This is a genomic window from Streptomyces sp. NPDC048600 (assembly GCF_055587025.1).
On the sequence record NZ_JBVJGZ010000015.1, the window covers coordinates 16,473 to 37,805 of the forward strand.

19 protein-coding genes are annotated in these 21,333 nt (G+C 72.9%); 11 read left to right on the plus strand and 8 right to left on the minus strand.

All coding sequences use genetic code 11. From position 1 onward, the window contains the following. Positions 1–215: 215 nt before the first annotated feature. Positions 216–932: an IclR family transcriptional regulator NdgR gene (gene ndgR / locus ACZ6SQ_RS20860; protein ID WP_015036427.1), complete on the minus strand. Its 717-nt coding sequence runs from the start codon at positions 930–932 to the stop codon at positions 216–218. 188 nt (positions 933–1,120) lie between these two features. Here ndgR and leuC point away from each other — a divergent pair, with 188 nt between their 5' ends. The 4 genes from leuC (at position 1,121) to ACZ6SQ_RS20880 (ending at position 4,415) form a co-directional block, all read left to right on the plus strand. Continuing rightward, positions 1,121–2,545 (plus strand): 3-isopropylmalate dehydratase large subunit, encoded by a 1,425-nt coding sequence (leuC, locus tag ACZ6SQ_RS20865; RefSeq protein WP_469564087.1) that lies wholly within the window; start codon positions 1,121–1,123, stop codon positions 2,543–2,545. A 6-nt stretch (positions 2,546–2,551) separates the two neighbouring features. Next, positions 2,552–3,145: a 3-isopropylmalate dehydratase small subunit gene (leuD, locus tag ACZ6SQ_RS20870; RefSeq protein ID WP_469564088.1), complete on the plus strand. Its 594-nt coding sequence runs from the start codon at positions 2,552–2,554 to the stop codon at positions 3,143–3,145. A 266-nt stretch (positions 3,146–3,411) separates the two neighbouring features. Further along, the gene (locus ACZ6SQ_RS20875) at positions 3,412–3,642 is read left to right on the plus strand and encodes an SCO5555 family protein (RefSeq protein ID WP_469564089.1); all 231 of its coding nucleotides are present in this window, start codon (positions 3,412–3,414) and stop codon (positions 3,640–3,642) included. Between the two features lie 137 nt (positions 3,643–3,779). Continuing rightward, positions 3,780–4,415, plus strand: coding sequence for an HU family DNA-binding protein (locus ACZ6SQ_RS20880; RefSeq protein ID WP_386378084.1), 636 nt, complete (start codon positions 3,780–3,782; stop codon positions 4,413–4,415). Between the two features lie 118 nt (positions 4,416–4,533). Here ACZ6SQ_RS20880 and ACZ6SQ_RS20885 read toward each other — a convergent pair whose 3' ends face one another. Then, entirely contained in the window at positions 4,534–4,737 is a 204-nt protein-coding gene (locus tag ACZ6SQ_RS20885) for a hypothetical protein (protein WP_386378083.1), read from the minus strand. Between the two features lie 9 nt (positions 4,738–4,746). Then, positions 4,747–5,385, minus strand: a complete 639-nt coding sequence (gene cofC, locus ACZ6SQ_RS20890) for a 2-phospho-L-lactate guanylyltransferase (RefSeq protein WP_469564092.1) — start codon at positions 5,383–5,385, stop codon at positions 4,747–4,749. A 189-nt stretch (positions 5,386–5,574) separates the two neighbouring features. Between cofC and ACZ6SQ_RS20895 the strand changes: the two genes are divergently transcribed. The 3 genes from ACZ6SQ_RS20895 to ACZ6SQ_RS20905 all read left to right on the plus strand — a co-directional run bounded on the left by ACZ6SQ_RS20895 (position 5,575) and on the right by ACZ6SQ_RS20905 (position 8,611). Continuing rightward, on the plus strand, positions 5,575–6,345 hold the full coding sequence (locus ACZ6SQ_RS20895; protein WP_469564097.1) for a lysophospholipid acyltransferase family protein: 771 nt from the start codon (positions 5,575–5,577) through the stop codon (positions 6,343–6,345). Continuing rightward, positions 6,342–7,361: an NAD(P)H-dependent glycerol-3-phosphate dehydrogenase gene (locus tag ACZ6SQ_RS20900; RefSeq protein ID WP_386378080.1), complete on the plus strand. Its 1,020-nt coding sequence runs from the start codon at positions 6,342–6,344 to the stop codon at positions 7,359–7,361. The genes ACZ6SQ_RS20895 and ACZ6SQ_RS20900 overlap by 4 nt, the downstream gene beginning before the upstream one ends. Positions 7,362–7,453: 92 nt before the next feature. Beyond that, the gene (locus ACZ6SQ_RS20905) at positions 7,454–8,611 is read left to right on the plus strand and encodes a D-alanine--D-alanine ligase family protein (protein WP_469564100.1); all 1,158 of its coding nucleotides are present in this window, start codon (positions 7,454–7,456) and stop codon (positions 8,609–8,611) included. Between the two features lie 271 nt (positions 8,612–8,882). Here the strand turns inward: ACZ6SQ_RS20905 and ACZ6SQ_RS20910 are convergent, their stop codons facing one another. Together ACZ6SQ_RS20910 and ACZ6SQ_RS20915 are read right to left on the minus strand one after the other, a co-directional pair. Further along, on the minus strand, positions 8,883–9,395 hold the full coding sequence (locus tag ACZ6SQ_RS20910; RefSeq protein ID WP_469564102.1) for a DUF3515 domain-containing protein: 513 nt from the start codon (positions 9,393–9,395) through the stop codon (positions 8,883–8,885). Positions 9,396–9,415: 20 nt separating this feature from the next. Continuing rightward, the gene (locus ACZ6SQ_RS20915) at positions 9,416–9,649 is read right to left on the minus strand and encodes an Lrp/AsnC family transcriptional regulator (RefSeq protein WP_003997603.1); all 234 of its coding nucleotides are present in this window, start codon (positions 9,647–9,649) and stop codon (positions 9,416–9,418) included. A 206-nt stretch (positions 9,650–9,855) separates the two neighbouring features. On the opposite strand from ACZ6SQ_RS20915, the gene ACZ6SQ_RS20920 reads away from it, so the two are divergent. Together ACZ6SQ_RS20920 and thiD are read left to right on the plus strand one after the other, a co-directional pair. Beyond that, positions 9,856–10,821: a thiamine-phosphate kinase gene (locus tag ACZ6SQ_RS20920; RefSeq protein ID WP_386378076.1), complete on the plus strand. Its 966-nt coding sequence runs from the start codon at positions 9,856–9,858 to the stop codon at positions 10,819–10,821. After that, positions 10,818–11,630, plus strand: a complete 813-nt coding sequence (thiD, locus tag ACZ6SQ_RS20925) for a bifunctional hydroxymethylpyrimidine kinase/phosphomethylpyrimidine kinase (RefSeq protein WP_469564106.1) — start codon at positions 10,818–10,820, stop codon at positions 11,628–11,630. The genes ACZ6SQ_RS20920 and thiD overlap by 4 nt, the downstream gene beginning before the upstream one ends. Positions 11,631–11,780: 150 nt before the next feature. Here the strand turns inward: thiD and rpmB are convergent, their stop codons facing one another. Next, positions 11,781–11,966 carry a 50S ribosomal protein L28 gene (gene rpmB / locus ACZ6SQ_RS20930; protein ID WP_003993230.1) on the minus strand — a complete coding sequence of 62 codons (186 nt, stop codon included), beginning with the start codon at positions 11,964–11,966 and terminating at the stop codon, positions 11,781–11,783. 248 nt (positions 11,967–12,214) lie between these two features. Here rpmB and ACZ6SQ_RS20935 point away from each other — a divergent pair, with 248 nt between their 5' ends. Beyond that, positions 12,215–13,927, plus strand: a complete 1,713-nt coding sequence (locus ACZ6SQ_RS20935) for a DAK2 domain-containing protein (protein ID WP_469564109.1) — start codon at positions 12,215–12,217, stop codon at positions 13,925–13,927. A gap of 115 nt (positions 13,928–14,042) precedes the next feature. Here ACZ6SQ_RS20935 and ACZ6SQ_RS20940 read toward each other — a convergent pair whose 3' ends face one another. Further along, positions 14,043–17,039 carry a tetratricopeptide repeat protein gene (locus ACZ6SQ_RS20940; RefSeq protein ID WP_469564112.1) on the minus strand — a complete coding sequence of 999 codons (2,997 nt, stop codon included), beginning with the start codon at positions 17,037–17,039 and terminating at the stop codon, positions 14,043–14,045. After that, positions 17,036–18,874 carry an HSP90 family protein gene (locus ACZ6SQ_RS20945; protein ID WP_469564114.1) on the minus strand — a complete coding sequence of 613 codons (1,839 nt, stop codon included), beginning with the start codon at positions 18,872–18,874 and terminating at the stop codon, positions 17,036–17,038. Before ACZ6SQ_RS20945 ends, ACZ6SQ_RS20940 begins: the two co-directional genes overlap by 4 nt. Before the next feature lie 171 nt (positions 18,875–19,045). On the opposite strand from ACZ6SQ_RS20945, the gene recG reads away from it, so the two are divergent. Continuing rightward, the gene (recG, locus tag ACZ6SQ_RS20950) at positions 19,046–21,247 is read left to right on the plus strand and encodes an ATP-dependent DNA helicase RecG (RefSeq protein WP_469564117.1); all 2,202 of its coding nucleotides are present in this window, start codon (positions 19,046–19,048) and stop codon (positions 21,245–21,247) included. Positions 21,248–21,333: the final 86 nt, after the last annotated feature.

Below are 21,333 nucleotides of genomic sequence, written 5' to 3' on the forward strand. Positions count from 1 at the left end.
GTCCGGGCCCTGGTCGCGCAGTTCCCCGCGCCCCCAGGGGGTGCGGTGTTCCTCACGGCCTCAGGAGCGAGCTGCTTGTCCGGGCCCGGGTTTGCGCAGTTCCCCGCGCCCCGAGAGTGTGCCCCCGAAGCTGAGGGGGGCAATGGAACAGGGACAGGGCTGCCGCGGCGTTGGGGCTGCTCTGTCCCTGTGGGGGAGGTGGTGCGGGGTGTGGGTCAGCCGGTGCGGCGGAGGGCCTCGGAGAGGCGGGCCGCGGCGTCGATGACGGCCTGTGCGTGCATCCGGCCCGGGTGGCGGGTGAGGCGCTCGATGGGGCCGGAGACGGAGACCGCGGCCACCACGCGGTTGGAGGGGCCGCGCACGGGCGCGGAGACCGAGGCCACGCCCGGCTCGCGCTCGCCGATGGACTGGGCCCAGCCGCGGCGCCGTACGCCCGACAGGGCCGTCGCCGTGAAGCGGGCGCCCTGGAGGCCGCGGTGCAGGCGCTCGGGCTCCTCCCAGGCCATGAGGATCTGCGCCGAGGAGCCGGCCTTCATCGTGAGCGTCGAGCCGACCGGGACGGTGTCCCGAAGTCCGGACAGGCGCTCCGCCGCGGCGACGCAGATGCGCATGTCGCCCTGGCGGCGATAGAGCTGCGCGCTCTCGCCGGTGACGTCACGGAGGTGGGTGAGCACCGGCCCCGCCGTGGCGAGGAGGCGGTCCTCACCGGCCGCCGCGGCCAGCTCCGCGAGGCGCGGGCCGAGGATGAAACGGCCCTGCATGTCGCGTGCCACCATGCGGTGGTGTTCCAGAGCCACGGCCAGGCGGTGGGCCGTGGGTCGTGCCAGTCCGGTGGCCGCGACCAGACCCGCGAGGGTGGCCGGACCGGACTCCAGAGCGCTCAGGACGAGGGCCGCCTTGTCCAGAACGCCGACGCCGCTACTGTTGTCCATGCAACGATACTCGCGTCTCACTCTGTGAAACGCAAGTTCAATTTTCTCCAGAACGCGCAACCCTTGGATGCACAGTGGCCCGCGCACCGAACGGGCCCGGCGGCTGGTGCCCGGATCAGGGGTGCGGGTGCCGCCACCTCGGATCTCTAGTTGGGCCGGCGCACCTCTTGCCGGCCGGAGGGAAAGCGATGGGTAGGACACTCGCGGAGAAGGTCTGGGACGACCACGTCGTCCGGCGCGCCGAGGGCGAGCCCGACCTCCTCTACATCGATCTGCACCTGCTGCACGAGGTGACCAGCCCGCAGGCCTTCGACGGCCTCCGCAAGAGCGGCCGCCAGGTGCGCAGGCTCGACCTGACCATCGCCACCGAGGACCACAACACCCCCACCCTCGACATCGACAAGCCCATCGCCGACCCGGTCTCCCGCGCCCAGCTGGAGACCCTGCGCAAGAACTGCGCCGAGTTCGGTGTCCGGCTGCACCCGCTGGGCGACGTCGAGCAGGGCGTGGTCCACGTGGTGGGACCGCAGCTGGGTCTGACCCAGCCGGGCACCACCGTCGTCTGCGGCGACTCCCACACCTCCACGCACGGCGCCTTCGGCGCGCTGGCCTTCGGCATCGGCACCTCGCAGGTCGAGCATGTGCTGGCCACCCAGACGCTGCCCCTGGCCCGCCCGAAGACCATGGCGATCACGGTCGACGGCGAACTGCCGGAGGGCGTCACCGCCAAGGACCTGATCCTCGCGATCATCGCGAAGATCGGCACCGGCGGCGGTCAGGGCTATGTCCTGGAGTACCGCGGGGAGGCCATCGAGAAGCTCTCGATGGAGGCCCGGATGACCATCTGCAACATGTCGATCGAGGCCGGCGCCCGCGCGGGCATGATCGCCCCCGACGAGACCACCTTCGCGTACCTCAAGGGCCGTCCGCACGCCCCCGAGGGCGCCGACTGGGACGCCGCCGTCGCGTACTGGAAGACGCTGCGCACCGACGACGACGCCGAGTTCGACGCCGAGGTCGTCATCGACGGCGCCGCGCTGTCACCGTTCGTCACCTGGGGCACCAACCCGGGCCAGGGCGCACCGCTTTCGGCGTCCGTCCCCGACCCGGCTTCGTACGAAGACGCTTCGGAGCGCCTCGCCGCCGAAAAGGCCCTGGAATACATGGGGTTGGAGGCCGGTCAGGCACTGCGCTCCATCAAGGTGGACACCGTCTTCGTAGGCTCCTGCACCAACGGCCGCATCGAGGACCTGCGCGCCGCCGCCGACCTGCTGAAGGGCCGCAAAGTCGCCGACGGCGTACGGATGCTGGTCGTCCCCGGCTCCGTGCGGGTGGGCCTGCAGGCCGTCTCCGAGGGTCTGGACGTCGTCTTCAAGGACGCAGGCGCCGAGTGGCGGCACGCGGGCTGCTCGATGTGTCTGGGCATGAACCCCGACCAGCTGGCCCCCGGTGAGCGCTCCGCGTCCACCTCCAACCGCAACTTCGAGGGCCGGCAGGGCAAGGGCGGTCGTACGCACCTGGTGTCGCCGCAGGTCGCGGCCGCCACGGCCGTCCTGGGCCACCTGGCCTCCCCGGCCGACCTGTCCGACGCCGTCACGCCCGCTGGAGTCTGATCAGCAATGGAAGCATTCACCACGCACACCGGCCGGGCCGTCCCGCTGCGCCGCTCCAACGTCGACACCGACCAGATCATCCCTGCTCACTGGCTCAAGAAGGTGACCCGGGACGGCTTCGAGGACGGTCTGTTCGAGGCCTGGCGCAAGGACCCGGAGTTCATCCTCAACCGGCCCGAGCGGCAGGGCGCGACCGTGCTGGTCGCCGGCCCCGACTTCGGCACCGGCTCCTCCCGTGAGCACGCCGTCTGGGCGCTCCAGAACTACGGCTTCAAGACCGTGATCTCGGCCCGCTTCGCCGATATCTTCCGGGGCAACTCCCTGAAGAACGGCCTGCTCACGGTCGTCCTGGAGCAGAAGATCGTGGACGCGCTGTGGGAGCTCACCGAGAGCGACCCCGAGGCCGAGATCACCGTCGACCTGGAGAACCGCGAGGTGCGCGCCCCGGGCATCACCGCCTCCTTCGAGCTGGACGAGAACTCCCGCTGGCGGCTGCTGAACGGCCTGGACGACATCTCCATCACCCTCCAGAACGAGGACCACATCTCGGCGTACGAGGCGGAGCGCCCCTCCTACAAGCCGCGGACCCTCCAGATCTGACCCCGGCCCCCTGAACGGGGTCGAATTCAGGCCACCGGAAGACCCCGCTGTACCCCCGATCACCCCGATCGGGGGTACAGCTGTTTTCACACTCGTACGGCTGTGCGCACCCTCGGCCCGCCTTGTCAACTTCCCTGGTTACAGGCGTGGTTGCCCGGGTAGGCGTGCCCTCGGACCGTGACGGCGGCGGGAGTTCGGGCGGCGCGTCGGGAGGTGAGTTGCCCCCCGAGCAGGCGACAACTCGCCCCAGATGGCACAATCTGTGCATGGAACACGACGGCCAACTTGAGCTCTATGCGGCGGTCGCGGTCCAACTCAAGGAAGCGCACTCAAAGGTGCGCGCACTGCAAGTCCCGGAGGGCGTACGGATGGCGCTGACCCGGAAGCTGCTGGTCATTACGGCCGCGGCCAAGCACGATCTCGCCGATGCGGCAAGGCGTCTGGAGCGGTTCAACACGGACCTCGTCGAGGGTCGACTCCCCGAAGAGGACAGCTGAACAAGCCCGGTGCGGCCGAGTCCGTTGCGGCACAAGGGTGATAAGCCCGTTTCGTGTTTGATTTGCGGTATATATCTGCCTAACGTGCGAAAAAGCTTGAACACTTTCGTTCTGGCGATGTCTCCGAAGGGGAAGACGTGAACAAGGCGCAGCTCGTAGAAGCGATTGCCGACAAGTTGGGCGGCCGCCAGCAGGCCGCCGACGCTGTCGACGCGGTCCTGGACGCCATCGTCCGTGCGACCGTCGCCGGCGACCGGGTCTCGGTCACCGGTTTCGGTTCGTTCGAGAAGGTCGAGCGTCCTGCTCGCTACGCCCGCAACCCCCAGACGGGCGAGCGGGTTCGGGTCAAGAAGACGTCCGTCCCGCGCTTCCGTGCCGGTCAGGGCTTCAAGGACCTGGTCAGCGGCTCGAAGAAGCTGCCTCGCGGTGGAGAGGTCGCCGTCAAGAAGGCGCCCAAGGGCAGCCTGACCGGAGGCGCCTCCGCCACGGTGAAGAAGGCCGCCGCGAAGAAGACGACCGCCAAGAAGGCCACGGCGGCCGCGAAGAAGACCACGGCGAAGAAGACCACCGCCAAGAAGACGACGGCGGCCGCGAAGAAGGTCACCGCCAAGAAGGCCCCCGCGAAGAAGACCACGGCGGCCGCGAAGAGCACCGCGGCGAAGAAGACCGCCGCCAAGAAGGCCCCGGCGAAGAAGGTCACCGCCAAGAAGGCCCCCGCCAAGAAGTCGACGGCGCGCAAGACCACCGCCAAGAAGACCACCGCCCGCAAGTAGGCGACGGCACAGGGCACTCACGCGCCGGGCCGGACTCCACAGGGAGTCCGGCCCGCGGCGTTCTCCACAGCCTTCGGACGGCCTCGGGAGTCCCGGCGGCCGCCCAGGAGCCGTGGATTCAGAGCGTCTGGAGGGTGATCAGCGTGATCCGGCGGGACTCGCCCTCGCCCTCGGTCTCGATCCGCACCCGCTGACCGGGGCGCAGCAGCCGCAGCCCGCCCGCGTCGAACGCGGCCGTGCCGAAGGGGACGGGGGTGCCGTCGTCGAGCAGCACCTGTCCGCTGCGCGTCTCGGCGTCGTACGTGTATGCGGTCGCCTGCATGGGCGCAGCCTACTGCCCGGACGTCAGCAGTCGCGCGGCCGCGGCAGCCGTACGCGGGCCCACGCCGAGGGCCAGAGCCGCGCGCAGATCGTCGCCCGTGTCCACGTCCTGCCGTACCGAATCCACCGCGGACGGCAGGAGTTCCGTCGCGCCGGACGCGCGGTGGCGGGCCCGGGAATCCGGGCCGAATGCCGGGAGCAGTTCCCGCCCGGGGGCCGCGGCGAGGAGCGTGGTGCCGATTCCGGCCGCGTCCGGGAGAAAAGCGCGCGGGAATTCCGCCGCCGCGTCCAGGACCCGGGCCAATTCCGCGGGGCGCAGGGCCGGCAGGTCCGCGTTCAGGGCCGCCAGCGGGGTTTCGGGCCGCGAACTGCGTACGGCCGCCTCCGCGTGCGCCAGCGCGGCGTTCAGGCCCCCTCGGGGCTCGTCGGGGACGATGCGCGCGCCCAGTGCCGCCAGCTCCCGCGCGGCCAGGGCGTCGTCCGTGACGACCGCCACACCGCGCACCGAGGCCGAGGCCAGCGCCGCAGCCACCGTGTCCTGCGCGAACGCGAGGGCCAGACCCGGCCGGAGCCCGTCCGAGGCGGTGTCCGAGAGCCTGCTCTTGGCCTGCGCCAGGGGCTTCAGGGGAATGACCAACGTCCACTGCACGCGTGTGTGTCCCTCTCTAGTCCGGGCCATTGTCACCTGCCGCTTCCGGCGCGTTCCGGTACGGGCGGGGGCGCGCGGCCGCACAGGGGGGCGGTGACCGGAGACAGGCGGGCGTACGGTGTTCTCGACAGACCGGCGACCTGGGGCGACACTTGTGCGGCCCCCCAGGCCCTAGAGGAAGGTGCTCGCGTGCCGCGCCGCAGAATCGGCTTCTGGTACCGCTTCGCCGCGGTGATCTGCAAACCACCGCTGGTGGTTCTGCTCAAGCGGGACTGGCGTGGAATGGAGAACATTCCGGCCGACGGTGGATTTATCACCGTGGTGAACCACAATTCGCACGTCGACCCCTTCGGATACGCCCACTACCAGTACAACACCGGGCGCGTTCCGCGATTCCTCGCGAAGAGCGGGCTTTTCAAGAAGGGATTCGTCGGCGCCGCGATGCGTGGCACCGGACAGATTCCCGTATACCGCGAGAGCACCGACGCGCTCAGCGCGTTCCGCGCCGCGATCGCCGCAGTGGAACGCGGCGAATGCGTCGCCTTCTATCCCGAGGGCACCCTCACCCGTGACCCCGACGGCTGGCCCATGACCGGCAAGACCGGCGCCGCCCGGGTCGCGCTCCAGACCCGGTGCCCGGTGATCCCGGTGGCCCAGTGGGGCTGCAACGAACTGCTGCCGCCCTACGCGAAGAAGCCAGAGCTGCTGCCGCGCAAGACGCACCGGGTGCTGGCCGGCCCGCCGGTGGACCTCTCCCGGTTCTACGACCTCGAGATGACCGCGGACGTGCTCAAGGAGGCCACCGAGGAGATCATGGCCGCCATCACCCGCCTGCTGGAGGAGATCCGCGGCGAGAAGGCGCCCGAGGCGCCGTACGATCCGCGCCGCGAGCGGATCGAGCAGCGGCGGCGCACCGAGGCGCAGAACCACGGCAGCCAGGCGGAAGGGCAGGGCAAGTGAGCAAGGCGGTCAGGCCGGTCAAGGCGGCGGTCTTCAGCGCCGGTTCGTGGGGCACGGCCTTCGGCATGGTGCTCGCCGACGCGGGGTGCGAGGTCACCCTGTGGGCGCGCCGCCCCGAGGTCGCCGAGGCGATCAACTCCACCCGGTTCAACCCGGACTACCTGCCGGGCGTGGAGCTCCCGGAGAACGTGCGGGCCACCACGGACCCCGCCGAGGCCGCGGCCGGCGCCGACTTCACGGTGCTGTCCGTGCCGTCGCAGACGCTGCGGCAGAACCTCGCCGCGTGGACGCCCCTGCTGGCCCCGGGCACGGTCCTGGTCTCCCTGATGAAGGGCGTCGAACTCGGCACCACCATGCGGATGAGCGAGGTGATCGAGGACGTCGCCAAGGTCGGCCCGGACCGCGTCGCCGTGGTCACCGGACCCAACCTGGCCCGGGAGATCGCCGCCCGGATGCCGGCGGCGGCCGTGGTCGCCTGCACCGACGAGTCGGTCGCGCAGCGGCTCCAGGCCGCCTGCCACACGCCGTACTTCCGCCCGTACACCAACACCGACGTCGTCGGCTGTGAGCTGGGCGGCGCCGTGAAGAACGTCATCGGGCTCGCCGTGGGCATCGCCGACGGCATGGGCCTGGGCGACAACGCCAAGGGCTCGCTGATCACCCGCGGTCTCGCCGAGACGACCCGGCTGGGTCTGGCGATGGGCGCCGACCCGCTGACCTTCTCCGGTCTCGCGGGGCTGGGCGACCTGGTGGCGACGTGCTCCTCGCCGCTGTCGCGCAACCACACCTTCGGCACCAACCTCGGCCGCGGCATGACCCTCCAGGAGACCATCGCGGTCACCAAGCAGACGGCCGAGGGCGTCAAGTCCTGCGAGTCCGTGCTGGATCTGGCCCGTCGGCACGGCGTCGACATGCCCATCACCGAGACGGTCGTCGGCATCGTCCACGAGGCCAAGCCGCCGGTGGTCGCCCTCAAGGAGCTGATGTCGCGCAGCGCCAAGGCGGAGCGCCGCTGATCACGACAGGGAGCGACCGTCCGTGCGACGCTGAGCGACAGCGGGCGGCGGGCACTGACGAAGCCGGTACCAGCGGGTACCCTCAACGCGATATGAGCACCGAGAACCTCCCCCAGACCCCCCAGCAGGCCGCCCGCAAGCCGCGGGTGGCCGTCGTGTTCGGCGGGCGCAGCTCCGAACACGGGATCTCCGTGGTCACCGCCGGCGCCGTCCTCAAGGCCATCGACCGGACGAAGTACGAGGTCCTGCCGATCGGCATCACCCGGGACGGCCGGTGGGCGCTGACCGCCGACGAGCCGGAGCGCATGGCGATCACCGACCGCCGTACGCCCAGCGTCGACGAACTGGCCGAGTCCGGCGAGGGCGGCGTCGTGCTCCCGGTCGACCCCGCCAGTCGTGAAGTCGTCTACAGCGAGCCGGGATCGGTGCCCAAGGCCCTCGGCGAGGTCGACGTGGTCTTCCCCGTCCTGCACGGCCCCTACGGCGAGGACGGCACCCTCCAGGGCCTTCTGGAGCTCTCCGGCGTCCCCTACGTCGGCGCGGGCGTGCTCGCCTCGGCCGTCGGGCAGGACAAGGAGTACATGAAGCGGGTGTTCACCTCCTTCGGGCTCAAGGTCGGCCCGTACGTGGTGATCCGCCCCCGCGAGTGGCAGCAGGACGAGCCGGGCGCCCGCAAGAAGATCGTCGACCTCGCCGCCGAGCACGGCTGGCCGCTGTTCGTGAAGCCCGCGCGCGCGGGTTCCTCGATCGGCATCACCAAGGTCGACGACCTCTCCGGTCTGGACGAGGCGATCGCCGAGGCACAGCGCCACGACCCGAAGATCCTGGTCGAGGCCGCCGTGCACGGCCGTGAGATCGAGTGCGGCGTCCTGGAGTTCGAGGACGGTCCGCGCGCCTCGGTCCCCGCCGAGATCCCGCCGCCGGACGCGCATGCGTACTACGACTTCGACGCCAAGTACATCGACTCCACCCCCGGCATCGTCCCGGCCCCCCTCACCCCCGAGGAGACCGCCGAGGTCCAGCGCCTCGCGGTGGACGCCTTCGACGCCGCCTCCTGCGAGGGCCTGGTCCGCGCTGACTTCTTCCTCACCGAGGACGGGGAGTTCGTGATCAACGAGATCAACACGATGCCCGGCTTCACGCCCATCTCGATGTACCCCGCGATGTGGCAGGCCACCGGCATCGAGTACCCCGAACTGGTCGACCGCCTGATCGAGGCGGCCCTTCGCCGCCCCACAGGCCTCCGCTGACCCCACGGCACGCGCCTAACGGCACGGCAACCCCCTAGGGCACGCGCCCGACGGCACGGCAACGCCCTAGGGGCGCGGGGCCCAGTTGAATCTGCGGCTACCGCCGCGCGGGCGCGACAAGCCACGCACGACGGTGAGCCGCGCTGAAACCCGCACCCCTACGGCGCGAAGCGCAGCCCCCACCGCCCCTGGGCATGCGGCCAACCCCCAGGGGCGCCGAGCGAGCGCGACAGCCACGCACAAGGCCGAGCCCGCGCAGCGCCCCGTACCGCTACGGCGCCAAGTACCCCTCACGCCACGGCACAGCCCGCTTCACCGCGGACGCCAAGTCGATCAGCACACCCGAGCTGTCGACCCCCGGCGGCACGGTGACCTCGACATACGCCTCCCGATTCGCCGTGGTGAAGCGGTACACGCCCCCGTCCCGCGTCTCCATCAGCCAGTCGACCCCCTCGACCCCGCCCGGGACGGCGTCGGGATCGCGTCCCTCGGCCACCTCGGGAGAGACCATCTTCGGCGGTCGCGGCACCCCGCACCGCAGTATGATCGCCGGGTCGTCACCCCAGCCCGCGGTCAGCGCCGACGCCGGCTCGGGATCGGCCCGGCGCGCACCGCCCACCTCGGCCGGCAGCACCTCGTCCAGGTCCCGGCACAGCCCGGCGACCTTCGTGCCGGGCTCGGGAACCGCCGCCGACGCGCTGTCGTCCCCTGTGGAGCAGCCGGTGGCGGCGAACAGCAGGACGAGCGCGGGCAGGCCGATGAGCCGGTGACGATGAGAGTGCACCGGCCAAGGGTAGACGGGGGCTACAGATGGACGACCGGGCAGGTCAGGGTACGGGTGATCCCGTCCACCTGCTGGACCTTGGCGACCACCATGCGGCCCAGGTCGTCGACGGTGTCGGCCTGGGCGCGGACGATGACGTCGTAGGGGCCCGTCACGTCTTCGGCCTGGATGACACCAGGGATCTTGCTGATGGTCTCGGCGACGGTCGACGCTTTGCCGACCTCCGTCTGGATCAGGATGTACGCCTGTACCACGGAACCTCCAGGGCGGCCACGAGGATCATGTGGGGAAAAGGAACGCCACGGTATCGCGTCGCCGCTCGCCGCGGGGAGACCTGCGGGTACCGGAGCTCGCGCGCCGGGGTGCAGGCACGACAGAAGTTGACGGTCATCACGACCGTAACGAGGACAGAGTTGGCTCGCGACCTGGCATGCACAGGGAGAGAAGGGGCGATAGGCCGATGAAGGGCACTGTTGGTGAGCTCGGCGAGTTCGGGCTCATCAGGGAGCTCACCTCCCGTCTGACCACCACCCCGGCGGTCCGGGTCGGCCCCGGCGACGACGCCGCGGTGGTGGCCGCGCCCGACCGCCGGGTCGTGGCCAGCACCGACATCCTGCTGGAGGGCCGGCACTTCCGCCGCGACTGGTCCACCGCCTACGACGTGGGCCGCAAGGCCGCCGCCCAGAACCTCGCGGACATCGCCGCCATGGGCGCCGTGCCGACCGCGCTGCTGCTCGGCCTCGTCGTCCCCGCCGAGCTCCCGGTCACCTGGCCGAGCGAGCTGATGGACGGCCTGCGCGACGAGTGCCAGGTCGCGGGCGCCTCGGTGGTCGGCGGGGACGTCGTACGCGGCGACACCATCACGGTGTCGATCACCGCGCTCGGCGATCTGCGCAACCAGGAGCCCGTCACCCGGGCCGGCGCCCAGCCCGGCGACCTCGTCGCGGTGACCGGCTGGCTCGGCTGGTCCGCGGCCGGCTACGCGGTGCTCTCCCGCGGCTTCCGTTCGCCGCGCGCCTTCGTGGAGGCCCACCGCCGCCCCGAGCCGCCGTACCACGCCGGTCCGGCCGCCGCGGGGCTCGGCGCGACCGCGATGTGCGACGTGAGCGACGGCCTGATCGCCGACCTCGGGCACATCGCCGAGGCCAGCAAGGTCCGTATCGACATCCGCTCCGGCGCGATCGACGTGCCCTCGCAGATGAACGACATCGGTCAGGCCGTCGGCGTCGACCCCATGCAGTGGGTGCTCACCGGGGGAGAGGACCACGCGATCGTGGCGACCTTCCCGCCGGACGTGAAGCTGCCCGCCCGCTGGAAGGTCATCGGCGAGGTCCTCAACCCCTCCGCGCTGCCGCAGGTGACCGTCGACGGGGCCCCGTGGACGAGCAAGGGCGGCTGGGACCACTTCGGGGACGGCGAGTCGTGATCCCCCGGGTGCTCACGGTCGCGGGCTCGGACTCCGGCGGCGGCGCGGGCGTCCAGGCCGACCTGAAGACGATGCTCGCGCACGGGGTGCACGGCATGAGCGTGCTCACCGCCGTGACCGCGCAGAACTCCGTCGGCGTCCAGGGGGCCTGGGAGCTGCCCGTGGCGGCGGTGCGGGCCCAGTACCGCAGTGTCGTCGACGACATCGGCGTACAGGCCGTGAAGACCGGCATGCTGGCCTCGGCGGAACTGGTCGAGGCGGTCGCCGAGTTGATCTCCGGCACGGACGCGCCGGCCGTGGTGGACCCGGTCGGCGTCTCCAAGCACGGTGACCCGCTGCTGGCCGCCTCCGCGCTGGACTCGGTGCGCACCAAGCTGCTGCCTGCGGCCACCGTGGCGACCCCGAACCTCGACGAGGTGCTCCAACTCACAGGCGTACGGGTCGAGTCCGAGGACGACATGCGACGGGCCGCGGCGGCGGTGCTGGAGTTCGGGCCTCGCTGGGCGCTGATCAAGGGCGGGCATCTGCCCGGGGACACCGGGCCGGCGGCGGGCGGGAGCCAGGCCGTGGACCTGCTCACCGACGGCTCCGCCGAGCACTGGCTGCGGGCGCCCCGGCACGACAACCGGCACACCCACGGCACGGGCTGCACGCTCGCCTCGGCGGTCGCCTGCGGGCTCGCGCGGGGCCTGCCCGTGCCGGAGGCCGTCATAGCGGCCAAGGAGTACGTCACCGGAGCCATCGCCGCCGGATTCGCGCTCGGGGCGGGGATCGGGCCGGTGGATCACGGGTGGCGGTTCAGGGGCTGACGTCGGGGGCGCCGGTGAGCCGGTCCGTGAAGGCACGGCAAAAAGCCGGCCCACCGTGAGGTGGACCGGCTCTGTGCAGCGAACCAGCAGTGGCCGCGCGCGGATGGGGGTCCCCCCGCTCGAACGGAGTCGAGAGTGGGGGAGTTTGCGTCAGCGCGAGACCTTGCCGGCCTTGATGCACGAGGTGCAAGCGTTCACGCGCTTCGGCGTCCCGCCGACCACGGTACGCACACGCTGGATGTTCGGGTTCCAGCGGCGGGACGTACGGCGGTGCGAGTGCGAGATGTTGTTGCCGAAGCCCGGCCCCTTGCCGCAGACGTCGCAGTTGGCAGCCACGGGTCACTCCAAAGACTTCAGATGCACTTACGGATGGTCCCGGCAGGCCGGGATCGAGATCAGGGATCTGAGTGGCTTTGCCAGGAGAGAGCCCGATGTGGATCGGGCAACCGGAGCAGCATACAACGGCTGCTCCCGTTCAACGAAACTACCATGGCAGCTCAGGGGCTCGCTCCCGGCCCTCTTCCGGTGGGCACCGGCCCAAGGTCTACGCTGCGTCCACGTCCAGCATGTACAGGGAGGCGCAGGTGGCGCAGGTGCCGCAGACATTCTTCGATGCTCTCGCGGTGCGCACCTGGTGCGGGCTGGCGCTGCGGGCGCTCGGGCACGCGCGCGAGGAGATCGACGCGATCAACGTCTACCCGGTCGCGGACGGGGACACCGGCACCAACCTCTACCTGACGGTGGAGTCCGCCGCCGCGGCGGTCGAGGCCGTCTTCGACGGTCACGCGGCAGGCCGCCGGGGCCCGGCCGACCCCTCGCTCGCCGACGCCGTCCGGGCGATGGCCCACGGCGCGCTCATCGGGGCGCGGGGGAACTCCGGCACGATCCTCGCCCAGCTGCTGCGCGGCATGTCCCAGGTGCTGGCCGCCGACGCCGCGACACCTCACACCGACGGACCCGGCCTCGGGCTCGCCCTGCGCCAGGCCGCCGACTCCGCCCGGCAGGCCGTCGCCCATCCCGTCGAGGGGACCGTGCTGACCGTCGCCTCGGCCGCCGCCGACGCGGCCGGGGGCGCCGAGGGCGACTGCGGCAAGGTGGCCCGTGCCGCCTACGACGGTGCCCGCGCGGCCCTCGCCGCCACGCCGGGCCAGCTCTCGGTCCTGCGCCGGGCCGGGGTGGTGGACGCCGGCGGGCGCGGGCTGGTCGCGGTGCTCGGGGCGCTGGTGGAGACGTTCACCGGGGAGTCGCCGACGGCGGCCTCCGACGGGGCACGCGAGCACGAGGAGGAGGCGGCCGCGTCGGCCCACGCGCGCGTGGGCGGTTCCCCGGCGGCCGAGGACGCCGTGGTGTGCGCGGACGGCGGTCCCGAGGACGGCCCCGCCTTCGAGGTGATCTACCTCCTGGAGGCCGACGACGAGGCCGTGGCCCGTCTGCGGCACCGGCTGGACGCGCTGGGCGACTCCCTGGTCGTGGTCGGCGGCGACGGGCTGTGGAACGTCCATGTGCACGTGGACGACGCCGGGGCCGCCGTGGAGGCGGGTGTCGAGGCCGGGCGGCCGTACCGGATCCGGATCACGCACTTCGGGCTGGGCGACGTGCACACCACACGCGGGGAGCGCCCGCCGCGAGAGCGTGCCCAGCGGGCCGTGGTCGCCGTCGTGCCCGGCGAGGGCCTGGCCGGGCTCTACACCGAGGCGGGGGCCACCGCCGTGCTCGCCCGGCCCGGGGAGCCGCCCGCCAGCGGCGAGCTCGTCCACGCCGTACGGTGCGCCCACGCGCGCGAGGTCGTGCTGCTGCCCAATGACGCCGACCTGCGCCACACCGCCGCCGCGGCGGCCGAGCAGGCCCGTGCCGAGGGCATCAGGGTGGCGCTGATCCCGACGCGCTCGGCGGTCCAGGGCATCGCCGCCCTCGCCGTGCACGAGCCGGAGCGCCGCTTCGACGAGGACGTCGTGGCCATGACCTCAGCGGCCGGTACGACCCGCTACGCCGAGGTCACCCTCGCCGAGCACGAGTCCTGGACCACGGCCGGGATCTGCCAGGCCGGGGACGTCCTCGGGTTGATCGACGGCGATGTCGCGGTGATCGGCGCCGACGTCAACGACACGGCCCGCACCGTCCTGGACCGCATGCTCGCGGCCGGCGGCGAGCTGGTCACCCTCGTCCTCGGCGACGAGGCCCCCGAGGACATCGCCGAGTGCCTGGAGGCACGCGTGCGCGAGACCTACCTCGCTGTCGACACGGTCGTCTACCGGGGCGGACGCCAGGGGGCGCTGCTGCTCATCGGGGTGGAGTAGGCCGCCCGGCGGCGGGTCCCCTCCGGGGTGCGGCGGGCCGTCCGGCTGTGGCGGGCACGCGCGCGTGGTGCGGCGGTGCAGGCCCCTGACACCGGCCCCGCCAGGTGTCCCGCGGTCAGTTCTCCTCCCGCTCCCGTGCCAGCCGCAGCAGCCTCTCCGCCTCGCCGACCCGTTCGCCCGCCGTGTCCCGCGACGCGGAGTCGGCAGCGGGGCCGAAGGCCGCGTAGGCCGCCAGCACGGCACTCGCGCGGGCCCGCGCCTCCGCGGGGCGGCCGAGGCCGAGGGCGAGCCGTCCGGCCGCGAGCTCGGCCTCCGTGCGGGCGTGCACGCCGAGATCCCCCAGCGCGGCGAACACCGCGACGGCCTCCAGCAGCCGCGCCAGCGCCGCCTCGAACCCGGCGCCGTTCCCGCCGGCCGCCTCCCGCTCGGCGACCTTGGCCAGCAGATCGCCGAACTGCCGGTGGGTGTCGCCCAGTTCGGTGGTCAGCAGCCGCCGGGAGTCCTCGCCGCCCGCCGTGTCGAGAGCCGACGCGCACGCCTCGACGGCCTCCTCCATCCACCGCACGGCCGCCTCCGCGGACCCGGCGGTCGGCCCGCCCCCGTCCGCTCCGTCCCGCGCGCCCAGCGCGAGCCACGCCCTGGCGCGCAGCGAGCGGACCAGCCCGTGCGGGTCGCCCAGTTCGCGCCACAGGGCACCCGCGCGCGCGTACGCGCTGTCGGCCTCGGCGGGCAGTCCCGCGGCCCCCAGGGCCTCGCCCGCCAGGTGCGCGAGCGTGGCGTGGTCCTGCTGCTCGGGCCAGTGCCGGGCGATCTCGGCGGCCCGCAGCCACCGCTCCGCGGCCTCCCGGTGTTCCTCCAGCTCGCTCAGGCAGTCCCCGAGCCACCACAGGGTCTGCACCACCGCGCCGTCGCCGTGCACCTCGGCCGACAGGTCGGTCAGCGCCGACTCCAGCACCTCGGCCGCCTCGGCCCAGCCGCCCTGCCGCAGCAGGAACCCGCCGAGCATCTGCCGGGCCCACGCGCCGAACGCTGCGTCGCCCGCCTCGTCGGCCCAGTGCGCCGCCTCCAGGGCGTGCCGGGCCGCCTCGTCGACCTCGTCGCGACCGCCGAGCACCTCGGCGAGCTGGAGATGCAGCTGGGCGCGTCCCGGCGGCTCCAGATACGGCCCGCCGTGCTCCAGGGCGGCCCGCAGCGCACGCTCGGTCCCGTCCACGTCCTCCAGCTGGTGGGCGAGCATCGCCAGCCGGGCCTCGTACTCCACCGCGAACCACGGCAGCCCGGCCGCCACGAACTGCGCCGCGGCCCGCTCGAACAGCGCGGCCGCCCGCGCCGGCTCACCGGAGTGCGCCGCCAGGTCCGCCAGCATCGCCCGGGCCTCCGCCGCCCGCGCCGCCAGCCGTACGTCGCCGTCGCCGCGCCCGTCGACCAGTGCCAGCACCTCCGTCACGGCCTCCCGGGCCGCGCCGAGCACCCCGGGCGCCGGTACGGCACCGGTGCGCTCCACGGCCTCCTGCGCCCGGCGCATCAGCACCCGCGCCCTGCCCATCAGGACCGAGGCGGCCTGCCGTACGCCGGTCGCGTCCTCCGCGTACAGCGCGAGGACCTGCTCGTAGGGCCCGGCGACGGAGGCGAGGGCGCCCTCGACGTCACCGCCCAGGGCGCGGACGTAGGCCGCACGCGTGCGTGCCGCCAGGGACTCGCCCGGGTCGCCCGCCTCGGCGTACAGGTCCGCCGCCCGCTCGAACAGCACCGCGCCCTCGGGGCCCTGTCCCATCGCCCGGTGGTCGGCGAGCTCCGCGCGGGCGCGGACGTCCAGCTCGGCCTCCTCGCAGGCCCGCGCGGCGGCCGCCCACGCCTCCATGGCGTTCGGCCGCAGTGCCTCCGACAGCTGCCGCGCGTGGGCCAGCAGGGCGGCCGGATCGGGCTCCGCGGTGGGGGCGCCCGGCGGTGCGCCGCGGTCCGCCGCGGCCGGCTCCGGCCCGCGCACCGGCGCCGGGCGGGCCACCCGCACCCCGAGCGGCAGCCGCTCCGCCAGCGGAGCCTGCTCCATCCGCGCGCGCGTGCGCTCACCGATGTGCGACGTGCCGTTGCGCGCGTCGAACCCGGCCGCCAGCGACAGGGCGCTCGCGCGCGCATGCGCGGCCAGCCCGCTCGCGGTCCACTCGCGGCCCGGCGGCCCCGGCACCGCCCCCTCGCCCAGGCCGAGCGCGGTCAGCCGGTCCATGAGCAGCGCGACCGTGCTCAGGTACTCCAGCCTGCTGCGCGGATGCCCGGCCCCGTCGAAGTACGCGGGGCGCTCCGCGAGCAGTTCGAGACCGCGCGCCTCGTTGCCGGTCAGCGCGCAGAACTCCACATGGTCGGCGTACGCGGAGCGCATGCTCTCCAGCGGCCGGACCAGTCGCAGGCCCCCCAGATGGTTCGCGCGGGCCTCCGCCACGCGGCCCAGCCGCAGCAGCGGCAGCAGCGACGAGGCCAGGACGTTGTGCGGCTCGTGCGCGCAGACGAACTCGCCCTCCAGGACCGGCGCCCAGGCGCCGAGGGCCTCCGCGTCCCGGCCGCGCTCAGCGTGCCACCAGCCCTGCCCGTTCAGCTCACAGGCGTGACAGTCGGCCATGTCGTCCCGGTCGGCGCCGAGCCACGCCTCGAACGCCCGCTCGGCCCGCTCCGTGTCACCGACGTGGGCGGCGACCGACAGCTCCGAGGCACGCACCGCGCGGTCGGAGTACCCGGCCAGACGGTAGCGGCGCTCCATCTCGCCCAGCCACTTCTCGATCGAGGCCAGCGGGATGTCCACCTGGTCGAGCATCCCCGCCGACATCCACTTGAAGAACCAGTGCAGGGAGTGCGCCTCCGCCTCGCCGAAGTGCTCGGGGTGCTCGTCCCACAGCCCCAGCAGCCTGGTGAACGGCACGAACACCCGGTCCTTCTCGGAGCTGTAGTTGCCCACCCGTACGTGATGCGCCAGCGCCTCGACCAGCGCCGCAGGATCGCCCAGCCGCTCGGCCTCGCGCACGAGTTGCTCCGCGCGCGCGTTGCGGGCCGGCCCCTCGGGCTGCCCCGCGTTGTCCTCCAGCGCCAGCCGCAGGCCGCCCAGGTCCCCTACGCCACTCATGCGTGGCCGCCTTCCTCGTGGGTGGCCCACTCCAGCAGGCCGATGAACGCCCGGTTCAGCAGCGCCGAGTCGGCGGGCCGCAGCGGGCGCTGCGCCCTCAGCAGCGCCTGCCCGTACAGGGACTGCACCGCGGTGCCCACCAGCTCGGGGTCCTTCAGCGAACTGATGCGCCGCACCAGCGGGTTGAGATGGTTCAGCACGACACGCGCGCGTGGCGCCCCGCCGCGCAGCGAGCCGAGGATGCCGGCCCACAGCTCGTCCGCCTGCGCCTCGGCCTCGGCACGGGCCCGCTCATGGCGGGCGGCCCGGTCGTCCAGGTGCAGCGCGGGCACCGACAGCGGATGGAAGGCGCGCAGCGAGACATCGCAGCCGAGCGGGTCGAGCACCGACCGCGCGACGGCCAGGAAGTCCGCCAGCGCCGGTTCCTCGGCCGGGTCGACACGGTCCAGATGCGCGCTCACCGTGTCCGCGTCCAGCTCGGCCACCGAGGTGCCCGGCAGCACCGACGGCAGCGCCTCGACCAGTTCGCAGTCGTAGGTGTAGCCGCCGTTGACCACGCCGATGCCCTGCGCGGAGGCGATCGGCGCGACCTGCCGGAACTCCTCCACGGTCCGCGTGAAGTGCACGACCGGGTGTCGCCGGGCGAACTCCTCCAGGGACAGCTGCCCGTCCGTGGTCTCGAACGGCAGCCACGGCAGCATCGTGCGCAGCATCTCGCGGTCGTGCCGGGCGAGCGACTTCACGCCCAGGTGGTGCACGCCGAGGAACGCCGACAGCCGCTCGGGGTTCCCGGCAGCGAGGTCGGTCAGCCACGCCCGGACGCGGCCGCCGAGCGCCTCCCGTACGGCCGCCAGGGTCTCGTCCTCGTACAGTGCCTCGCGCGAGGCGGTGGGGCGCAGACTGTCCGTGTCGAGCACACAGCGCACGAAGAACGCCCAGTCGGGCAGCAGCTGTTCGGCCCGCTCGGTGAGCAGCATGCCCTTGAGGTGGACGCGGTGGCGGGCGCGCTGGGCGGGGCTCACCGCCGTCGGCAGCACGTACGCCACCCCGCGGATCCCGGCCAGCGGCACCGAGAGGTCGACCACGTCCAGCGGCGTGAACCCGAACAGCCCGTGGCAGTGCCGGGCGAGGGCCACTCGGCGGTTGGCGGGGGAGGGGTAGGGCCGGTCCCAGGGCGCCGGCAGGTCGGTGACTGCCTCGCCGTCCACCCGCACGTCGTACGGCAGCAGCGCGCCGAAGTCCCGCGCGAGCTCCAGCACCCGCCGCGGGGCCAGCCACTCGGCGGCGCCCGGCCGGGCCACCAGGTGCACGGTGGTGCCCGGTTCGGGACGGGCCTCGTGCGGCAGGGTCCGCACGGTGTACGAGCCGTCGTCGCGCGCCGTCCACTCCACCGGACGGGCGTCGGGCGTACGGGCGCTGCGGCTGACCACCCTGATGCGTTCCGCCACCACGAAGCAGGCCAGCAGGCCGATGCCGAACTGGCCGAGGAAGTCGGAGCGGACCGCCTGGACGCCCTCCGCGCGCTTGGAGCTGCGGCCGATGGTCGCCAGCAGACTGTGCACATCGGCCTCGGTCAGCCCGATGCCGGAGTCCTCCACCCGCAGGCCCGTGCCGCCCTCGCGGTCCGTGTGCAGCCGCACCCGGGCCGGGGTGCCGGGCTGCTCGGCGCGCCGGGCGGTGACGGCGTCCACCGCGTTCTGCAGCAGCTCGCGCAGATAGACCCTGGGGCTGGAGTAGAGGTGATGGGACAGCAGGTCCACCAGACCGCGCAGGTCGACCTGGAAGGTATGAGGTGTCTGGGACGGCTGGGGTGACTGTGAGGTCTGGGAGTCCATCGTCGCAGCGCCGGAGGGGGGAGGAACGACGGCGCGGGGTCGGGCGGCACCGGGGTCGGGGCGGCGGCCGCGGGGAGGAGATGGCCGGGCTGGTCATCCTAGGGCCCGAACGAGCCGTCTGACCAGGACTTTCCCGGTACGTATACGGCAATGTCAGTGCCGTGGTGTGCAATGGATCTCGTGCCCGCACTGGAAGAACCACTGAAGAAGGTGCTCGGCCCCGCCACCGCGAAGGTGATGGCCGAGCATCTCGGCCTGCACACCGTGGGCGACCTGCTGCACCACTATCCCCGCAGATACGAGGAGCGCGGGCAGCTCACCCACCTCGCCGATCTGCCGATGGACGAGCACGTCACGGTGGTCGCCCAGGTCGCCGACGCCCGGCTGCACTCCTTCGCCTCCGCCAAGGCGCCCCGCGGCAAGGGCCAGCGCCTGGAGGTGACCATCACCGACGGCAGCGGCCGGCTCCAACTGGTCTTCTTCGGCAACGGCGTGCACAAGCCCCACAAGGAACTCCTGCCCGGCACCCGCGCGATGTTCTCCGGCAAGGTCTCCGTCTTCAACCGCAGACTCCAACTCGCCCACCCGGCCTACGAACTGCTGCGCGGCGACAGCGAGGAGACCGTGGAGACCTGGGCCGGCGCCCTGATCCCGATCTACCCCGCCACCGCCAAGCTGGAGTCCTGGAAGGTCGGCAAGGCCGTCCAGACGGTCCTGCCCGGCGCCCAGGAAGCCGTCGACCCGCTGCCGCCCGCCCTGCGCGAGGGCCGCGGTCTCGTCACCCTGCCCGAGGCCCTGCTCAAGATCCACCGCCCGCACACCCGGTCCGACATCGAGGACGCCCGCTCCCGCCTCAAGTGGGACGAGGCCTTCGTCCTCCAGGTGGCCCTGGCGCGCCGCCGCCACGCCGACGGCCAACTCCCCGCCGTGGCCCGCAGACCGAAGCCGGAAGGCCTCCTGAGCGCGTTCGACGACCGCCTCCCCTTCACCCTCACCGAGGGCCAGCGCAAGGTCTCGAAGGAGATCTTCGACGACCTCGCCACGGAACACCCGATGCACCGGCTGCTCCAGGGAGAGGTGGGCAGCGGCAAGACGATGGTGGCCCTGCGGGCCATGCTCGCCGTGGTGGACGCGGGCGGGCAGGCGGCCATGCTGGCGCCCACCGAGGTGCTGGCACAGCAGCACCACCGGTCGGTCGTGGAGATGATGGGCGAGCTGGCCGAGGGCGGGATGCTGGGCGGCGCCGAGCACGCCACCAAGGTGGTGGTGCTCACCGGGTCGATGGGCGCGGCCGCCCGGCGTCAGGCACTGCTCGACCTGGTCACCGGCGAGGCCGGGATCGTGATCGGCACGCACGCGCTGATCGAGGACAAGGTGCAGTTCCACGACCTGGGCCTGGTCGTCGTCGACGAGCAGCACCGCTTCGGTGTGGAGCAGCGCGACGCCCTGCGCGGTAAGGGCGCGCAGCCGCCGCATCTGCTGGTCATGACGGCCACGCCGATCCCGCGGACGGTCGCCATGACGGTCTTCGGCGACCTGGAGACCTCCGTCCTGGACCAGCTCCCGGCCGGGCGGTCGCCGATCGCCAGCCATGTCGTGCCCGCCGCCGACAAGCCGCACTTCCTGGCCCGAGCCTGGGAGCGGGTCCGCGAGGAGGTGGACAACGGCCATCAGGCGTACGTGGTCTGCCCCCGCATCGGCGACGAGGAGGACGACCCGAAGAAGGCGAAGAAGTCCGCCGAGGACGAGGCCGAGAAGCGGCCCCCGCTCGCCGTCCTGGAGGTGGCCGACCAGCTCGCCAAGGGGCCGCTGAAGGGTCTGCGGGTGGAGGTCCTGCACGGCCGTATGCACCCGGACGACAAGGACGCGGTGATGCGCCGCTTCGCCGCGGGCGACACGGACGTCCTGGTGGCCACCACGGTCATCGAGGTCGGGGTGAACGTCCCTAACGCCACCGCCATGGTGATCATGGACGCCGACCGCTTCGGTGTCTCCCAGCTCCACCAGCTGCGCGGCCGCGTGGGCCGTGGCTCCGCCCCGGGACTGTGCCTGCTGGTCACCGAGATGCCCGAGGCCAGTGCCGCCCGCCAGCGGCTGAACGCCGTCGCCTCCACGCTCGACGGCTTCGAGCTCTCCCGTATCGACCTCGAACAGCGCCGCGAGGGCGATGTGCTCGGCCAGGCCCAGTCGGGTGCCCGTACCTCGCTGCGCGTCCTCGCCGTCATCGAGGACGAGGAGATCATCGCCGAGGCCAGGGAGGAGGCCATGGCCGTCGTCGTGGCCGACCCGGAGCTGACGGGCCTCCCGGGCCTGCGTACGGCGCTGGAGGCCCTGGTGGACGAGGAGCGGGAGCAGTACATGGAGAAGGGGTGAGGTCCGCCGGCCCGGGGGCGCGGGGCGGTCGTCCGTACGCGGCTACCGCCGTCCGGGCACGACCGGCCACAATGAACCGAGAGCCG